General features: G+C 67.6%; 14 protein-coding genes. 8 read left to right on the plus strand and 6 right to left on the minus strand.

Annotated features, from left to right (window positions below; genetic code table 11):
• Nucleotides 1–487: 487 nt before the first annotated feature.
• The gene (locus tag B9A95_RS25400) at nucleotides 488–1,234 is read right to left on the minus strand and encodes a chlorite dismutase family protein (protein ID WP_084050974.1); all 747 of its coding nucleotides are present in this window, start codon (nucleotides 1,232–1,234) and stop codon (nucleotides 488–490) included.
• Nucleotides 1,235–1,335: 101 nt separating this feature from the next.
• Nucleotides 1,336–2,364 carry an aldo/keto reductase gene (locus B9A95_RS25405; protein WP_084049807.1) on the minus strand — a complete coding sequence of 343 codons (1,029 nt, stop codon included), beginning with the start codon at nucleotides 2,362–2,364 and terminating at the stop codon, nucleotides 1,336–1,338.
• Nucleotides 2,365–2,637: 273 nt separating this feature from the next.
• On the opposite strand from B9A95_RS25405, the gene cphA reads away from it, so the two are divergent.
• The 3 genes from cphA to B9A95_RS25420 are packed head-to-tail and all read left to right on the plus strand — an operon-like array spanning nucleotide 2,638 to nucleotide 7,181.
• Nucleotides 2,638–5,424 (plus strand): cyanophycin synthetase, encoded by a 2,787-nt coding sequence (gene cphA / locus B9A95_RS25410; RefSeq protein WP_084049808.1) that lies wholly within the window; start codon nucleotides 2,638–2,640, stop codon nucleotides 5,422–5,424.
• Entirely contained in the window at nucleotides 5,417–6,301 is an 885-nt protein-coding gene (locus B9A95_RS25415) for an isoaspartyl peptidase/L-asparaginase family protein (protein ID WP_084049809.1), read from the plus strand. The genes cphA and B9A95_RS25415 overlap by 8 nt, the downstream gene beginning before the upstream one ends.
• The gene (locus B9A95_RS25420) at nucleotides 6,294–7,181 is read left to right on the plus strand and encodes a cyanophycinase (RefSeq protein WP_084049810.1); all 888 of its coding nucleotides are present in this window, start codon (nucleotides 6,294–6,296) and stop codon (nucleotides 7,179–7,181) included. Before B9A95_RS25415 ends, B9A95_RS25420 begins: the two co-directional genes overlap by 8 nt.
• Here B9A95_RS25420 and B9A95_RS32710 read toward each other — a convergent pair.
• Nucleotides 7,161–7,379 (minus strand): hypothetical protein, encoded by a 219-nt coding sequence (locus B9A95_RS32710; RefSeq protein ID WP_139806984.1) that lies wholly within the window; start codon nucleotides 7,377–7,379, stop codon nucleotides 7,161–7,163. The genes B9A95_RS25420 and B9A95_RS32710 overlap by 21 nt on opposite strands.
• Nucleotides 7,340–7,663, minus strand: coding sequence for a hypothetical protein (locus B9A95_RS25425; protein ID WP_139806985.1), 324 nt, complete (start codon nucleotides 7,661–7,663; stop codon nucleotides 7,340–7,342). The genes B9A95_RS32710 and B9A95_RS25425 overlap by 40 nt, the downstream gene beginning before the upstream one ends.
• A gap of 182 nt (nucleotides 7,664–7,845) precedes the next feature.
• Between B9A95_RS25425 and B9A95_RS25430 the strand changes: the two genes are divergently transcribed.
• From B9A95_RS25430 to B9A95_RS35750, 3 genes are read left to right on the plus strand one after another with little or no spacing between them, the layout of a single operon-like run.
• Complete coding sequence (locus tag B9A95_RS25430) at nucleotides 7,846–8,208, plus strand: VOC family protein (protein WP_084049812.1); 363 nt, start codon at nucleotides 7,846–7,848, stop codon at nucleotides 8,206–8,208.
• Nucleotides 8,201–8,731, plus strand: a complete 531-nt coding sequence (locus B9A95_RS35745; protein WP_245808565.1) for a hypothetical protein — start codon at nucleotides 8,201–8,203, stop codon at nucleotides 8,729–8,731. Before B9A95_RS25430 ends, B9A95_RS35745 begins: the two co-directional genes overlap by 8 nt.
• Entirely contained in the window at nucleotides 8,703–8,993 is a 291-nt protein-coding gene (locus tag B9A95_RS35750; protein WP_342744626.1) for a phosphotransferase, read from the plus strand. The genes B9A95_RS35745 and B9A95_RS35750 overlap by 29 nt, the downstream gene beginning before the upstream one ends.
• Nucleotides 8,994–9,057: 64 nt before the next feature.
• Here B9A95_RS35750 and B9A95_RS25440 read toward each other — a convergent pair whose 3' ends face one another.
• Both B9A95_RS25440 and B9A95_RS25445 read right to left on the minus strand, forming a co-directional pair.
• Nucleotides 9,058–10,224 (minus strand): AI-2E family transporter, encoded by a 1,167-nt coding sequence (locus B9A95_RS25440; protein ID WP_084050975.1) that lies wholly within the window; start codon nucleotides 10,222–10,224, stop codon nucleotides 9,058–9,060.
• An 88-nt stretch (nucleotides 10,225–10,312) separates the two neighbouring features.
• Nucleotides 10,313–11,323 carry a LacI family DNA-binding transcriptional regulator gene (locus B9A95_RS25445; protein ID WP_084049814.1) on the minus strand — a complete coding sequence of 337 codons (1,011 nt, stop codon included), beginning with the start codon at nucleotides 11,321–11,323 and terminating at the stop codon, nucleotides 10,313–10,315.
• Between the two features lie 649 nt (nucleotides 11,324–11,972).
• Here B9A95_RS25445 and B9A95_RS25450 point away from each other — a divergent pair.
• Nucleotides 11,973–13,958, plus strand: a complete 1,986-nt coding sequence (locus tag B9A95_RS25450; protein WP_084049815.1) for a carbohydrate binding domain-containing protein — start codon at nucleotides 11,973–11,975, stop codon at nucleotides 13,956–13,958.
• Between the two features lie 286 nt (nucleotides 13,959–14,244).
• Nucleotides 14,245–15,708, plus strand: coding sequence for a cysteine--tRNA ligase (gene cysS, locus B9A95_RS25455; protein WP_084049816.1), 1,464 nt, complete (start codon nucleotides 14,245–14,247; stop codon nucleotides 15,706–15,708).
• Nucleotides 15,709–16,307 lie beyond the last annotated feature (599 nt).

Here is a 16,307-nt window from a genome sequence, read left to right on the forward strand (position 1 = left end):
GGACAGAAGCGTATACCGCGCGGCTCCAACTTCCAGCTCAAGCTGCACGTGCGCGCAAACCGCCTCAAGCCCCAGGGCGGTGGTGAAGCGGTGGCCCTCCACCGGGTCTGACACACCCGGTGGGTCCCGGCCCAGGAAGCGCGGTCTGGCCCCGTGTGGATAGGTCTGGGGAAGCGTGGGGTCGAGGCTTCGGGTCTCCGTCCAGCTCCGGAATGCCCGGGCGCGGCGTGGTGGATACGGAAAAGGGCATGGTGTTGGCGGACGCCGACTTCCGCAGCGCGGGCCACGTCCCCGGGCTTCGGCCTCTTCGCCCGGCACGGCCGCAGGCCGGAGATGTCAGCGCTGGGCACGCCCGTCGCGGCTGAGAACCTGATCGCCCATTGTCCGCAGTCTGGGCACAGAAGGCCACCGGCATCGTCGCCGGGAATTTCTGTTCCAAAGACGAAGGGCGGCGAGGCTGGGCTCCGCCCTCCGCCCTTTCCTCACCTCAGCCTAGGTCTTCGAGCACCCCCGTCAGCTCCTTTTTCACGCACGTGAACATCGGTGTGTCGCGCAGCGTGTACATGCTCGCTTCCGTGTAGCGCAGGCGATGAACGAGGTCCACGAACTCCTGCGGGTGGTCACTGTCAAAGCTCACCACGAACTCCTGATCGTCGATCCCGTAGGAGTAAGACGTGTTGATCCGCACGCCCTTGAAGGGCCCCGAAGCGTAGATATGTTCGTCCATCATGCCTTGGCGCGAGTGCGGCGTCAGGTCATACCACGGCCGCGTCTTGATAAAAGGGTAGATGAACAGGAACTGCCCCTGCCCCGGCAGGACTTCCAGCCCGTGCCCGCTGCCCTCCACGCGGTTGACGTACTGGCTGCGCTTGTTCATGGACACGAAGTTGAAGGGCTGCGTGAGGTAGCCCATCAGGCGGGTGCGGTTGAGGCGGGCCTGCGCCTCCTGAAACTCGCGCACGTCGAAGGCGATGCGCCAGAGCATAAAGTCCACGTCGCTGCGCACGCCCACCAGCGAATAGGTGCGCTGGATATGCCCCTTCTCAGCGGGCGCGTCGCTGACCCAGCCCTCGGCGGCAGCCTGAAATTCGGCTTTCAGTTCCTCTCGCTCCGCCCGCGGCAGGCGGCGAAACGCGGGATCGAGTTTGAAAAAGGCGTAGTTCAGAAACTGCCGCTGCGCGCGGTCCGGCTCGCGCTGCGTGACCTGACCGCTGGGATCAAGGTCCACCATCATCTTCGGACGCCCACCCGGCGCGCCCCCAGGACGGCCCCCGGGGGTGGGCGGCGTGTTCTCGGTCTGCTCGGACTGACCGCTGGCCGCTGGCCGCTCCCCGCTCATCCCGCCACCGCCTGACCGCGCAGGTCCGTCTCCATGCCGAAGTTGGCCTTGTACAGCTTCTGAAGCCCGCTGTACTCGTCGTCACCCAGAGGCACGGCGTCAAAGCTGGCCGCGTACTCCTCCAGATTTTCGAGGCTGTAAATGTTGGGCAGCACGCTCGCCATCGCGGGGGAGCGCAGGGCGAACTGCAGGGCGAGTTGCCCGATGGTGCGGCCCCGGCCCTGCACGAACTGCGCGTCTAACTGCTCCACCTTCTTCAGACCGTCTTCCATCCACGCCTTGCGGCGGGCGTTGGTGGTCATGCGCCAGTTGCGGTGATCGCCAGGCTCGAACTCGGTGTCGAGGGTCATGTACCCCTCCAGCAGACCGGAGGCGTGGGGCACGCGGGCCATCACACCCACGCCTTCCTGCTCGGCCACGGGCAGAATCTGCTCCCCCAGCACCTGTTCCAGCAGGTTGTAGATGATCTGGGTGGGAGCGCAGCGCGTGCGGATGGAGGCGAAGCCCTCCTCGATCTGCCGCTCGTTCAGGGCCGGGCCCAGGGCGGTGCCGTAGGCCAGGATCAGGCCCTCGGCCTTCAGGGCCTCCAGTTCGGCCCACAGGTCATCCTGCTGAATAGCGTCCAGGCGCGGGTTATGCAACTGGTAGTAGTCGATACGGTCCGTGCCCAGGCGCGTCAGACTGCCCTCCAGCGCTTTACGGAGATACGCGGGCGTCCAGTCGTGCGGACGCTCCTGCTGGCCGGGGCGCTCCGGATGGTTGTAGATGTCGTAGCCGAACTTGGTCCCGATGACGAGTTGGTCGCGCACGTCGCCCAGGGCGCGGCGCTGGAGCTCCTCCGCGCGGCCGGAAGCGTAGGTGTCGGCGTTGTCGAAAAAGGTGATGCCCAGCTCAAAGGCGCGGCGGAGCAGCCGCACGGCCATGTCCTCGTCTTTGACTCCCCACCACGTCGTACCCACGGTCCATACGCCGAAGCCCACCGCGCTGACGGTGAGATCGGTGCCCAGAAGCTTGCGGTATTCCATGGTTGCACTATTCCACCGCTGGGTGGGGACAATGCACCCCGACCGGGCGGTCAGGGGGTGAAGACCTAACAGTCAACCTGTTCGGCACCCCACCCAGCACCCACCCTGACCCGTCCCATCCTTCAACAAACCTTAAGCCAAAGGGAGTGGGAAATAAGAAATACGCGGCTCCGGGTCTTACACGAGGCTTAAAAACCGCCCTATGCGGCGCTCTAGGCTAAGTTTCGGTTCTCCCACAACAACCCAGAGACCGCAGAGAAAGGGGCGCGCTTCATGACCGTACAACCCAACGCTTCCGGCCGATGCCTGAGCGTACTGGAAAAGCAGATTTACCGTGGCCCCAACGTCTACGGCTACGAGCGCATGATCCGCGTGCAGCTGGACCTCGGCGCGCTCGAAGCGTATCCGTCCAACACCATCCCGGACTTCGCCGAGCGCCTGACCGCGCTGCTGCCCAGTCTGCACAACCATGGCTGCTCGTACCGCGAGCCGGGCGGGTTTCTGCGCCGCCTGCGTGAGGGCACCTGGCTGGGGCACGTGACCGAACACGTGGCGCTCGAGTTGCAGACGCTGTCGGGCACGCGCGTGACCTACGGCAAGACCCGCTCGGTGAAGGGGCAGCCGGGCGTATACAACGTGCTGTACAGCTACACGGAGGAGCGCGTGGGCCTGCTTGCCGGGGCTGTGGCGCTGCGGCTGATCAACAGCCTCCTGCCCGCTGAACTTCGGGGGCTGGAGGGCATTGAGCGGCTGCTTCCAGAGGGCCATACCCTCCTGGACGCAGCCGCGCAGTTCGATTTCGAGGGTGAACTCACCGAACTGCGCCGCCTGGTCAAGAAATTCGCCCTGGGACCAACGACGCAGTCGCTGGTCAGTGAGGCCGAACGGCGCGGGATACCGTTTTTGCGGCTGGATGACCAGAGCCTGGTGCAGCTCGGCTACGGCAAGTACCAGCAGCAGATTCGCGCCAGCATCACCAGCAAGACGCCGCATATCGCCACCGGGACCGCCAGCGACAAGGACCTGACCAAGCGGCTGCTGGACCGCGCGGGACTGCCTGTGCCGCAGGGCGTGGTGGTCCGCAGCGCAGAGGAAGCGGTGGCGGCGGCGCGGCGGCTGCCTGGCGCCGTGGTGACCAAGCCTCTGGACGGCAACCACGGGCGCGGCGTCTCCCTGAACCTCACCGAAGACGAGCAGGTGCGCCAGGGCTTCGAGGAAGCGCGGCAACACAGCGCCAGGGTGGTGGTGGAGCAGTACTACACCGGCAACGACCACCGCGTCCTCGTGGTAGATGGCCAGGTCGTCGCGGTGGCTGAGCGCGTTCCCGCACACGTGGTGGGCGACGGCACGCGCACCATCGCGCAACTCGTGGAGGACATCAATCTGGATCCCCGCCGGGGGAACGGGCACGAGAACGTCATGACCCGCATCAAGATCGACCAGCATGTCCTGACCCTGCTTGCCCGCACTGGACAGACGCCCGACACGGTGCCCACAGCCGGGGAAGTCGTCTTTCTGCGCGACACCGCCAACATGTCCACCGGCGGCACGGCGGTGGACCGCACGGACGTGACGCACCCCGAAAACATCACCATCGCCCGCCGGGCGGCGCAGGTCATCGGGCTCGACGTGGCGGGCATTGACCTGATCACCCCCGACATCTCCCGGTCCGTCCACGAAACGGGGGGCGGCATCGTGGAGGTCAACGCCGCCCCCGGGTTCCGCATGCACCTTCAGCCGTCTGAGGGCAAGGCGCGCAACGTGGCTGGCCCCGTGCTGAGCATGCTGTTTCCAAAAGACACGCCCTGCCGCATGCCCATCATCTCCATCACGGGCACGAACGGCAAAAGCACCACCTCGCGCATGGTGGCGCACATCCTGCGGCACGCGGGCAAGGTCGTGGGCCTGACGACGTCCAACGGCATCTACATCAACGGCGAACAGATCGTCAGCGGAGACACCACCGGCCCCAAGAGCGCCAAAGTCGTACTGAGTGACCCCAATGTCGAGGTCGCGGTGCTGGAAACGGCGCGCGGCGGCATTCTGCGCGAAGGGCTGGGCTTCGACCGCTGCGACGTGGGCGCGGTGCTGAACATCCAGGCCGATCACCTGGGCCTGAAAGGTATCGAGACGGTCGAAGACCTCGCCTGGGTCAAGTCGCTGGTGGTGGAGGTGGTGACCGAGGGCGGCACAAGCGTGCTGAACGCCGACGACGCGCTGACCCTGAAGATGCGCCGGAAGGCGAGGGGCAGCCTGACGCTCTTTTCCATGCACGGCGGAAACGCGGCCTCCAAGGATTTGCAGGAACACATCGCGGGCGGCGGCACGGCCCTGGTGCGCGAGCCGACCGTGCTTGGCGACGAGATCGTGCTGTATGAGGGCGGGCAGCGCCGCCCGATTCTGCGGGCACGCGATATTCCCGCCACCCTCGGCGGCTTCGCGCAGGTCAACGTGCAGAACGCGCTGGCCGCCGCCGCCATCGCCGTGGCGCAGAACGTGGATCTGGGCGTGATCCGCGCGGCACTCGGGTCTTTCACCACCTCCTTCGAGCAGAGTCCGGGACGGCTCAACCTGTACGACGGCCACCCCTTCCGCGTCCTGCTGGACTACGCGCACAACCCCTCGGGTATGGAGTACCTGCGCGACCTCGTCACCCACCTCCGCCCGCCGAGGGGACGGGTGATCGGCGTGATGGGCGTGGCCGGGGACCGCCGCGACGAGGACATCCGACGCATGGGCGTACTGGCTGCCGAGACCTTCGACAAACTGATCGTTCGCGAGGACGAACTGCGCCGGGGCCGCCCCAAAGGCGAGGGGGCGCGCCTGCTGGAAGAGGGCGCGCGGAGCGCGGGACTGGCGCCTGAGCACCTCACCACCATCCTCTCGGAACCCGAGGCGGTGGAGCACGCCCTGGGGCTGGCCCGGCCCGGCGACCTGGTGATCCTGCTCGCCACCGAGGTGGAAGACTCCTGGCGGCAGATTCTGGACTTCGACTCCTCGCACCTCTCACGCGGGGAAGTGCCGGGCCAGGCGCCCCAGATGGCGGTCTCCCATGACTGAGCCGCGACGTTGGGCGATCATCGTTCACGGCGGGGCGCACGAGGTTCCGGCGGAGAAGGCGTCGGCCAGCCGCGCCGGGTGCCTGGCCGCCCTGAAAGCCGGGTGCCGGGTGCTGGAGGGGGACGGCAGCGCCGTGGAAGCGGTGGAGGCGGCCATCCGCGTGCTGGAAGACGATCCTACCTTCAACGCTGGATTCGGCTCGGCCCTCAACAGCGACGGCCGGGTGGAGATGGACTCGGCGATGATGGACGGGCGAACCCTGGACGTGGGCGCGGTGGCGGGCCTCTCGGGCGTGCGCCACCCGGTCAGCGTGGCCCGTACCCTGCTGCGCGAGAAGGAGATTTTGCTGGTGGGAGACGGCGCGCGGCGGTTTGCCCAGGAACACCGGGCCGAACTGTGCGCCCCGGAGGACATGATCTCGCCTGAGCAGCGCGGGGCCGCAGCCACCCACGACACGGTGGGCTGCGTGGCGCTGGACCTGAACGGCCACCTCGCGGCGGGCACGTCCACTGGGGGGCTGGACGGCCAGCGGGCGGGGCGGGTGGGCGACTCACCCCTGCCGGGCTGCGGCTTCTATGCCCAGGACGGCGTGGGCGCGGTGGCCCTGACGGGCGAGGGCGAGAGCCTGGCCCGCATGATGGTGGCCGCCCGCTTCATGTTCGCCCTGCCCGAATTCACGCCGGACGCAGCCCTGCGCGAGCAACTCGAAGCGATGCGCGTGGCGGTGGGGGGCAGCGGCGGCGGCATCGCCCTCTCGGCGGGGGGCGAGATCGGCTGGTGGCACAACAGCCCGAATATGCCGGTGGCTTACGTAACGGCAGGGATGCAGCAGCCCCGAATCTATTTGGCGAAGGCCGAGGAGGAACAGCATGGCTAAAGCCGGAGAAGCAGCGGACAAGCACGAGGACTGCGGCGCACGGCCCGGGAAGGGCACCCTCATCATCATCGGCGGCCACGAGGACAAGGCGCATGGGCGCGAGATCCTGAAAGAAGTTGCCCGGCGTGTGCGGGGTGGGCGCCTGGTCATCGCCACCGTCGCCTCCCACAAACCGGAAGGCTACTTCGAGAGCTACCAGGAGGGCTTTGACGGACTGGACGTGGGCGAACTCTTGGAACTGTATGTGGAGGAACGCGCCGAGGCGTCCCGTCAGGAGAAGCTCGAACTGTTCGATGGGGCGGCGGGCGTGTTCTTCTCGGGCGGCGATCAACTCCGCATCACGAGCCAGATCGGGGACACCCCGCTGGAGGCCCGCATCCGCGAGGTCTACGAGGCGGGAGGCGTGGTGGCGGGCACCTCGGCGGGCGCGTCCGTGATGTGCGAGACCATGCTCGTGTCGGGACACAGCCGCGAGTCGTACCGCATCGGCGACCTCCAGATGGCCCCGGGCCTGGGCCTGGTGCGCGGCGTGATTATCGATCAACACTTTGCCGAACGCGGGCGGATCGGCCGCCTGCTGGGCGCGGTGGCGCAAAACCCGCGCGTGCTGGGCATCGGTATCGACGAGGACACCGCCATCGTGCTGGAGGGCGGGCAGTTCCAGGTGATCGGCAATGGGGCCGTGTACGTGGCCGACGGCGCGGGCATCACCCACTCCAACATCGCCGAGGCCCGCCGGGACGAGCCGCTGTCGCTGTACGGCGTGCGGCTGCATGTCCTGTCGCGCGGCGACGCCTTTGATCTGGCGCGGCGGCAGCCGGTTTCGGCGGAGACGTTGGAAGCGGGCGAGGGCCAACGGTCAGACGGCCGGGCCGTCTGACCGTTCCACCTTTGCCCCGGCTGCCGCCAGCCCGGCCAGGGCTTCGGCCCGCACCTCCGGCCAGTTCTGCGGGTGCGTATGGCCGCCCCCGTTGGTCCAGACCCCGAGGGGCACCCCCGCTTCCCGCAGCGTCCCACCGACCGACTGAGCACGCGTGCTCAGTCGGTCTTGCTGCCCCAGCACGGGGGCGACGGGCACGCGGGCAGGCTGGGAGCCACGGCGCGCACGCCGGCGGCGGGAAGCGCACCGCTGAGCACAGCGTTCAGGGCCATCCACCCGCCCCCTGAGCTGAAGCCCGCCCACAGAAGCGCCCCGCCGAGTTCCCGCGCCCAGTTTTGTACGTCTGCCGCTGCCCGCTCGGCAGCGTCCCAGACCAGCGCTTCAGGTCCAGCATATTGCCCACTGCCTGGCAACACGGTCTCCCAGCCCTGCTCACGCAGCGGCGCGAGTTCGGGCATCCGCTCCCGCCACGCGTGAGCCACCCAGTCTCCACGCGCCTCAATCTCCTTCAGCGCCGACAGGGCCGCGTCCGTCCCCTCCAACGGCGGGTGCAGGCGGCCCAGAAGTCGGCGCGCGTGCGCTGCGGGGCGCCCAGGCTGGGCGGGGGCCTGCTGTCAGCGAGAAAAGTCGCCTTGCGTCACGCCTCCAGGGTAAGCTGCCCGCCATGCTCAAGCACGTCTCTTTCCTGACTGGCAACCTGCCCGCCGTCCTCGCCTTCTACGCGCGGCTGGGCGGCGTGGTGGAAAAGGACCTGACCACCGCTGAGGGCTTTCGGCGGGGCGTGGTGCGGTTGGGGGAAGGGCGGCTGCAAGTTTTCGAGGTGCCTGGTGAGCGGCCCCGGCCCCATCAACACTGGGCCGAACACATCGCCCTGCATGTGCGGGACCTGCGCACCCTGTTGCCCGAACTGCGGGCAGCGGGCGTGACCGTAACCCGTGACCTCCAGCCCAGCCCCAGCGGACGCGACATGGCCTTTGTGACGGACCCCGACGGACGGCAGGTGGAACTGCTGGAAGCGGATGACTGAGCCGGATTTCGCAGCGCTGGCCCGGCGGCTGGAAGCCCAACTGCCGCGGTCCTGGCCCGTGACGGGCGGCGCCTCGGCGCTGGAGGTGCGCCTCGGCGGCGAGGTGCGGCGCTGGGTGGTCCGGCAGTACGGGGCGGCCACCTCGCGGCAGACCCCGAGGTGGCCGGGCACGAATTTCAGCTGCTGCGCTTTTTCCACGCGGCTGGCCTGCCCGTCCCCACTCCCCGCACGTGGAGGGCGCCCTGTTTGCCACTCCAGCCCCCTCGTTACAGCGTTCGTGGAAGGGCAGACTGTGCTGGAACCGGAGGGGGCGCTTCACCTCCCCGAGGAGCTGGCCGACTTCCTGTTGCGGCTCCACGCCCTCATCCCACCGCCGGAGTTCCGGTCCTGGCTTCCCCCTCGCCCGGCCCCGGGCCACGTCCCGCTGTCCTTGGCGACTCGCTGTCCGGGGGCGTATCCGGGACGCGCTGGAGCGTCACTGGCCTCCGCAGGCCCTGAACCCGCCTGCCCTGCTGCACGGTGACTTCTGGCCCGGCAACGTGCTGCACTCCGGGCACATCGACGCCGTCACCAACTGGGAGGACGCGGCTTGGGGTGACCTTCTGGCCGATATGGCAAATACGCGGCTGAAGCTGCTGCTGTTCTTCGGGGCAGAGGCGATGGAGTCGTTCACCGCCCAGTACTGCCAGCGCTCGGCCCTGAACTTCTCCGCACTGCCCCGGCACGGCCTGCGCGCGGCGCTGCGTCCGGCGGGACGGAGCTGGACTCCTGGGGCCTGGACCTGAAAACCGGGCAGACGCTGAGGACACGTCAGGCCCGGTTCGTGGAGGCCGCGCCGGCGGCGCCCAGTTAGGGCCGGTCTTCCGGCAGCGGAGGCATGGAGAGGGGACCGCCCGTGGTCGAGGGGCCGTCGGTGTACACGCGGCTGGGGTAGTAGTACTTGTCGAGCACCAGCTTGCCCAGCGCCACGGCGGGCACCGCGAGGAGCGCCCCGGCAAAGCCCAGCAGCGCCGCGCCCACCAGAATGGCCACGAGCACCGTGACCGGATGCAGGTCTGTGGTCCGGCTGAGGATGTACGGCGACAGGAAGTTGCCCTCGATCTGGTTGGCGGCCACAAACACCACCACGACGCCCACCATGCTCCACCCGCCCATCGGCAGCGCGAACAGCAGCGCGGGCGTGGCCCCGATGATCGGCCCCAGGTATGGCACGATATTGAAGGCCCCGGCCAGAAAGCCGATGGCGGCGGCGCTGGGAATGTGGAGGGCCGTCAGCCCCAACCACACGAACACCCCGATAAAGCTGGCGATCACGAGCTGCCCGCGCACGTAGCCGCCCACTGCCGTGCCGACCAGGCCGGTGAACTCCAGCACGCGCGGCTGCCAGGGCCGGGGAAACACCCGCAGCAACGATACGTTGATGCGGCTGTAGTCCAGCATCATGTAGATGCTCAGCAGCAAGATCAGCAGCACCTGGCCCACCACGCCGCCGATGGACACCAGGCTGCGAAACACCGTGCCCGTGGAGTTCAGGAAATTCTGCAAGATGGGCGTGACGTTCTTGCCCAGGTTCTGCACGTAGGTCTGGGTGGCCTGCGTGATGCGGTCACGCACCTCCTCGGTGCCCGAGACGCCCCGGTGGCTCAGCCAGTCGAAGAAGCGGTCCAGCAGCGTATTGAGCTGGCCGATCTGCTCGGGCAGCTTGCCCAGCAGGTCCACGAGCTGCGACGACACCGTGACGATCAATCCGCCCGCCAGCGCGAAGACGGCAATAAAGAGCAGCAGCACGAAAAACACGCCCAGCCCCCGCCCCACGCGGCCGCGCTCCAGCCAGGTCAGCAGGGGGTGGGCCAGATACGCGATGAGAAACGCCACCGCGAAGTCCACCACCACCGTCCGCACCTGCCCCAGCAACTGGTAGGCGACGTAGAAGAGCAGCAAAAAGACGACGACGCGCACCCAGGGACTGCGCCACACGTACTGAAAAGCATTGGGACCGGATGGCGGCGAGATCACGTCCGCATCATACGGACCCGGGCGGGGCAGGGGGCAGGTTCTGAAGCGAATCAGAAGCCCCGCTGCGCCGGGAAGGGGGCGGTGCCCGTCAGCGCCGCCGCACCACCGATTCACGCACCACAAGCTCCAGCGAGGGCACCTGCACGGTGGGCGTCTCTCCGCGCAACCGGGCCAGGGCGAAGCGGGCGAGTGCCAGGCCCGCCTCGCGCATGGGCAGACGCACGGACGTGAGCGGCGGCGTGGTGTAGGGCGAGCCGGGCTGGTCGTCGAAGCCCACCAGGGACAGATCGTCGGGCACCCGCATGCCGCGGCGGTACAGCGCGAGCCGCGCGCCGATGGCCATCTGATCGTTGGCGCAGAACACAGCGGTCAGGGGCTTGCCGCCATCCAGCAGGCGCTGCATGCCCAGCAGGCCCGAGGGCACCCGGTAGTCGCCCCGGGTGACCAGGGCCCCGTCAAAGGGCAGCCCCGCCTCCTCCAGCGCCCGGCGGTAGCCGCGCAGCCGTTCGTGCGCGTCCTCGTGGGCCTCGTCCCCCATGATGTGCCCGATGACGCGGTGGCCCTGTTCGACCAGGTGACGGGTCGCCGCGTAGGCCCCGCCCTCGTCATCAAAGCTGATGGACGCGCCGCCCAGGTCCCCCAGTTCCACCCGGCGCCCCAACACGACGAGCGGCACGCCCGCCGCCAACCCGCGCAGATCCGCCTCGCTCAGGCTGCTGCCAAACACGATTAGGGCCGCGATCTGGTGGCTGAGCAGCACGTCCAGCACCCCCAGCTCGTCCCGGCGGTTCCAATGCCCGCTGGCGATCAGCGGCGAGTACGGCGTGCCTTCCAGCGCTTCCTCAATTCCGCCCAGCACGTCGCTGTAGTACGGACTCGCCAGGTCCGGGGTCAGCACGCCGATGATGTTCGATGACCCCGTAACGAGCCCGCGCGCCACCACGTTGGGTCGGTAGCCCAGCTGTTCGATGGCCTTTTCCACCGCCCGCTGCTTCTCGGGGTCCACCGCGGCCGTCCCGTTCAAAATGCGCGACACAGTGGCCGGCGAGACCCCCGCCTCGCGCGCCACCTCGATGACCGTCACCCTCCGTTTGGACACAAACCCTCCGCTCGTTCCGCATCATACGCGCCGGGAAACGTTTTCATGGGTGCAAATGCCAGGAAGCCGGGACGCCAGGTGTACCCCAGCCCCCTTCCTTCAATGCGTCCCGGCGTTGGCATGCCCCGAGGTCAGCGGGAACCATTTCCCTGACCTTGCTGTGGCTGATGACGTGCAGCAGAAGTCGGCCCGTCGAGGCCGATGTTGAAGATGGCAGAACAGAGGAGAAAAGTGGCCGCGTTCTCTCACGGCAACCTCCCACATCTCCATTAGACCAGTACTGAAAGCGATTTCAAAACACACATCAGCTCTGAAACGGGGGCAGAGCTTCAGCCGGCCCTGCACCCCCCTATCCATTTGAATGGCCTTTGGGAACGGCAACGGCAAGGCCACGTACAAATAGACGCAGGAGCAGAAAAGGTACGGGGTGCCCGGCCCAGATGGCCGCTGCTTGCGTCTTTTCGGGCACGCTTGACTGCTGGGGAGTCTCGCCGTCTGGAAGCGGCCTGCCCCTGCCTGCTCTCCAGGGTGTCTCGAACTGTTTTGAATACGTTTTCAAATTCTGTTAGGCTGAGCCCACAGCACCAAACAGCAATGCCGAGCGTTCTGCGGCCCACACCTGCCCTTTTTCTCAGTTGGAGGCTTTCTCATGCACCGAGCACGCGCACTTCTGACCGCCACCCTCGCCCTGACGCTGGGCGCTTGCAGCTCCCTGAACGCTCCCGGCACACCAGACAAGAACATTGTCTGGAGCGACGAATTCAATGGCAGTCGGCTGGACCTGGGCAAGTGGGGCTACCAGACGGGCAACGGCTTTCAGGCAGGGAACGACTTTGTTTCCGGCTGGGGCAACAGTGAGCTCGAATTCTACACGGACCGCACAGACAATGTGCAGGTCAAGGACGGCCACCTCGTCATTCGCGCGCAGAAAGAAAAGTACACCGGGCTGGCGGGCAAGGCGCAGCAGACCTTCGACTGGACCTCGGGGCGCATCCGCACCGCGGGCAAGTTCAGCCGCGCCTACGGCAAGTTCGAGATTCGCGCCAAGCTGCCCACCGGCAAAGGCCTGTGGCCCGCCATCTGGATGCTGCCGGAAGAACCCAGTCCCTACGGTACCTGGGCGGCCTCCGGCGAGATCGACATCATGGAGGGCTGGGGCAGCAAGCCGAACAAGGTGGGACAGACGATCCACTACGGCGGAATGTGGCCCGGCAACGTCTATTCCAGCCAGGAGGTCACCCTCCCGGCGGGGGCCACCGTCGCCGACTGGCACACCTACACGCTGGAGTGGGAGCCCGGCGAGATTCGCTGGCTGGTGGACGGCACAGTCACTACCACGAAAAAGGAGTGGTGGAGCGCGTCCAAGGCCGCTCCTGCGGGCAGCGGGGACCTCAACGCCTGGCCCGCGCCCTTCGATCAGCCCTTCTACCTCCTGCTCAACCTCGCCGTGGGCGGCAACTTCGACGGCAACCCGGACGCGGGCACGCCAGACAAGGCCGAGATGCTGGTGGACTACGTGCGGGTCTCTTCCCTGCCCACCGAGAAACGCAGTCCCGGCGCGCGCCCCGAGGTGAAGTACCCCTGGACACCCAGCACCACGCCCGCCCGCACCGCCCTGCCCGACGGCAACCTCATCTACAACGGTGGTTTCGACTGGGACGCGCAGGACCCGCACATTCAGCCGGATACACCTGCGCTGCAGGGCGTCACCAACTCCGCTTTCTGGACGATCTACAAGAGCGATGGCGAGGCGGCGCTGAGCAACGACGCGGGCGCGCTGAAGGCGGACATCACCAAGCCTGGCAGCGTGAACTACGCCGTGCAGGTGCGGCAAGACGGCATCAACATCGAGCGGGGCAAGCGCTACGAGGTGACTTTCGACGCCTGGGCCGCCAGCCCCCGCGGCGCGATGATCAAGGTGGGCGGCGGCGCGGACCGCGGTTACGCGGCCTACTCGGGTGAGAAGCAGCTCTCGCTGGGGACCACCCGCTCCACCCAGACTTTCACCTTCGACATGACCGCCACCAGCGACACGCAGGCGCGCCTGGAGTTCAACCTCGGCGCGGCAGGTGCAGGGCCCGTGTGGATCGACAACGTGCGCGTGAAGGCCGTGGGCACCGTGGACCTGGGTGGACGCTCCCCCACGGCGGACGGCAACCTGCTGTACAACGGCACCTTCTCTCAGGACCTAAGCGCCGACGAGGGCATTGCGGGCGTACCCCGTACCGCCTACTGGCGTGCCTGGAGCAACCCGGCCACGGGCCTGACTTCCACCGTCGAGGACGGCAAGATCCACCTCGCCGTCACGCACGTGGACCCCGCGAACAACTGGCACGTGCAGCTCAACCAGCCCGGCGTGCCGCTGGTGGAGGGCCGCAGCTACACCCTGACTTTCAAGGCGAGGGCCGACACTGCCCGCAAGGTGGGCGTGGTGGTGGGCGAGAACGGCGGCGGCTATGCCCGGTATCTGGACAAGGTGGCGGACGTGGGCACGGGCGAACAGACCTACACGTACACCTTCGCCGCCTCCACCACGAACCCCGCCGCGCAGTTGCAGGTGCTGGGGGCAAGCGGCGCAGCGGGCGACAACTACCACCTCTATTTCAGCGATTTTCGTCTGACGCCAACTCCCTGAGCATCGGGGCCTCGCAAGTCTTCTCACCCTCTCCCTGACGGAGCAGGAGTGGCCGGTGCAGCCCAAAGGGAGGAAGCGCGCGGCAGGCGCGCTGCACAGTCCCTGGACTCGGCGGGAAATCCTGGCCCACAGCCGCCCCCTACCTCCCGCCCCTCCTCCCTTTGCTACAGTAGGCCCATGTTCCCGGTGTGTTGCCTTCCCCAGCGGTAAGCAGCGCCCCCGCCCTGCCGCCGCGCCCCTTTTCGTAAGAGGCGCGGCGGACTTTTTTGTCCTGCCGAGGAGACCCATGACCCAGCGCACCCCTGACCCCGACATCTACCTGTACGACACCCTCCAGCGGCGGAAGGTCCGCTTCGAGCCCACCACGCCTGGCCGCGTGGGCATGTACCTGTGTGGTCCAACGGTCTACAGCGACGCTCACCTGGGCCACGCCAAAAAGGAAGTCTCCTTCGACGTGGTCCGCCGGGCACTGATGCACTTCGGGTACGAGGTCCGCTACGTGACCAACGTGACCGACGTGGGCCACCTGCAAAACGACTCCGACGACGGCGAGGACAAGCTGCTCGCCCGCGCCCGCCTCGAGCAGCTCGAGCCGATGGAGGTGGCCGACAAGTATTTCTGGTCCTTTGTGTCGGACATGGACGCGCTGAATATCCTCAAACCGTCGATCAACCCGCGTGCCACCGGGCATATACCCGAACAGATCGCGCTCATCGAGGAACTGATCGCCCGTGGGCACGCTTACGAGTCTGAAAGCAGCGTGTACTTCGACGTGCGCTCCTGGCCGGAATACGGCAAGCTCTCAGGCCGCAGACTCGATGACCAGGAGGAAGGGACGCGTGAGGCCGTGCGTGAGGAAAAGCGCGATCCGCGCGACTTCGCCCTGTGGAAGCGGGCTGAGCCCGCCCACATTATGCGCTGGACGTCGCCCTGGGGTGAGGGATTCCCCGGCTGGCATATCGAGTGCAGCGCCATGAGCCTGAAGTACCTGGGCGAGGGCTTCGACATCCACGGCGGCGGCCTGGACCTGCAGTTTCCGCACCATGAGGCCGAGATTGCCCAGGCGGAAGCGGCGGGCCACCCCTTCGCCCGCTACTGGATGCACAACAATATGCTGACCATCGGCGGCGAGAAGATGAGCAAGAGCAAGGGGAACTTCACCACGTTGAAGGACCTCCTGACGGTCCATGACCCGATGGTGATCCGCTTTCTGCTGATCAGCAGCCACTACCGCTCCATTACGGAATTCAGCGACGCCGCCTTCGACAGCGCCCGCAGCGGCTACCGCCGCCTGACCGAGGCCCTGCACGAACTGGAGCGCCGCCTGCCGTCCGCCCCCGAGCGCGAGGACGCGGCCCTGCGCGAAAAGATCGCCGGTTACGTGGCCGCCTTCGAGGACGCCCTGCGCGACGACTTCAACACCCCCCGCGCGGTGGCAGCCCTGTTCGGCTTGACCACGGATGTGAACGCGGCCCTGAACGGCGGCGAGGTGGGACGCCCAGCGCTGGAAGCTGCGCGCGCCGCCTACCGCACCCTTGGCGGGGACGTCCTGGGCCTCTTTGCCGACTCTCCAGCAACGCAGCAAGACGACACGCAGGTGGTGGGCGCCCTGATGGAGCTGGTGCTCCAGGCCCGGCAGCACTACCGCCTGAACAAGCAGTACGCCCAGGCCGACGCCCTGCGCGAGACGCTGACGGCGGTGGGCGTAACGGTGGAAGACACGAAGGAGGGGTCACGCTGGAAGCGGTGAGGGGCGGGCCGGAAAGAGAAGTGCTTTCCGCTCCTCCCGCACGGGGACCCGTAAAGCCACGAAGTAGAGGGGGGCAACGGGCAAAGCTCGCCCTCCACACCGCTGCGGCTCCTCCGCGTTCTCCCGCGCCGCGCACTGGCGGTAGAAGTCTTGCGCGTTTAGCGCAGTGGTCAACGTGCGGACTTCTTTTTGACCGCCCCCGGCGCGCGAACCTGAATGTGTATGGGAGAGAATGGCGCCGAGAGGGGTGCCCTTCCGCGCGCGGCGCAACTCGGACACATGCGCTCGTCCAGCCCGCCGAAAGGCCGCCCGCCACGGCTGTCCCCGCCCACTGAGTTCACAGAAGTGCAGCAGCGGGTGGGAGCTGGCCGCCCAGCTGGACCAGCCGATCCACGGCGCACTCGGCCAGCGCGTGAGCGGCGTCGCCGTGGATGGCACGTCCGTAGGAAGTCAGCGGCTCTGGGTTCCGCCGGCAGCCACCCAGCCGCGCAATTCCTGCCGGTCGCCCGCTTCCACCCAAACCGTTTTATGGAGCGGCTGTCACTGGACCGCGCCAGTCCCGCGCCGGTATAGGTCCACCGGCTTTCCCGAATGCCGGG

This window comes from Deinococcus hopiensis KR-140 (assembly GCF_900176165.1).
Classification (GTDB): Bacteria; Deinococcota; Deinococci; order Deinococcales; family Deinococcaceae; genus Deinococcus; species Deinococcus hopiensis.

What these genes read in the sequence shown, in the direction of transcription:
- B9A95_RS25400 (WP_084050974.1), bottom strand. Translation starts at nt 1,234, where the DNA reads ATGATGGTGGACCTTGATCCCAGCGGTCAGGTCACGCAGCGCGAGCCG.
- B9A95_RS25405 (WP_084049807.1), bottom strand. Translation starts at nt 2,364, where the DNA reads ATGGAATACCGCAAGCTTCTGGGCACCGATCTCACCGTCAGCGCGGTG.
- cphA (WP_084049808.1), top strand. Translation starts at nt 2,638, where the DNA reads ATGACCGTACAACCCAACGCTTCCGGCCGATGCCTGAGCGTACTGGAA.
- B9A95_RS25415 (WP_084049809.1), top strand. Translation starts at nt 5,417, where the DNA reads ATGACTGAGCCGCGACGTTGGGCGATCATCGTTCACGGCGGGGCGCAC.
- B9A95_RS25420 (WP_084049810.1), top strand. Translation starts at nt 6,294, where the DNA reads ATGGCTAAAGCCGGAGAAGCAGCGGACAAGCACGAGGACTGCGGCGCA.
- B9A95_RS25430 (WP_084049812.1), top strand. Translation starts at nt 7,846, where the DNA reads ATGCTCAAGCACGTCTCTTTCCTGACTGGCAACCTGCCCGCCGTCCTC.
- B9A95_RS35745 (WP_245808565.1), top strand. Translation starts at nt 8,201, where the DNA reads ATGACTGAGCCGGATTTCGCAGCGCTGGCCCGGCGGCTGGAAGCCCAA.
- B9A95_RS25450 (WP_084049815.1), top strand. Translation starts at nt 11,973, where the DNA reads ATGCACCGAGCACGCGCACTTCTGACCGCCACCCTCGCCCTGACGCTG.
- cysS (WP_084049816.1), top strand. Translation starts at nt 14,245, where the DNA reads ATGACCCAGCGCACCCCTGACCCCGACATCTACCTGTACGACACCCTC.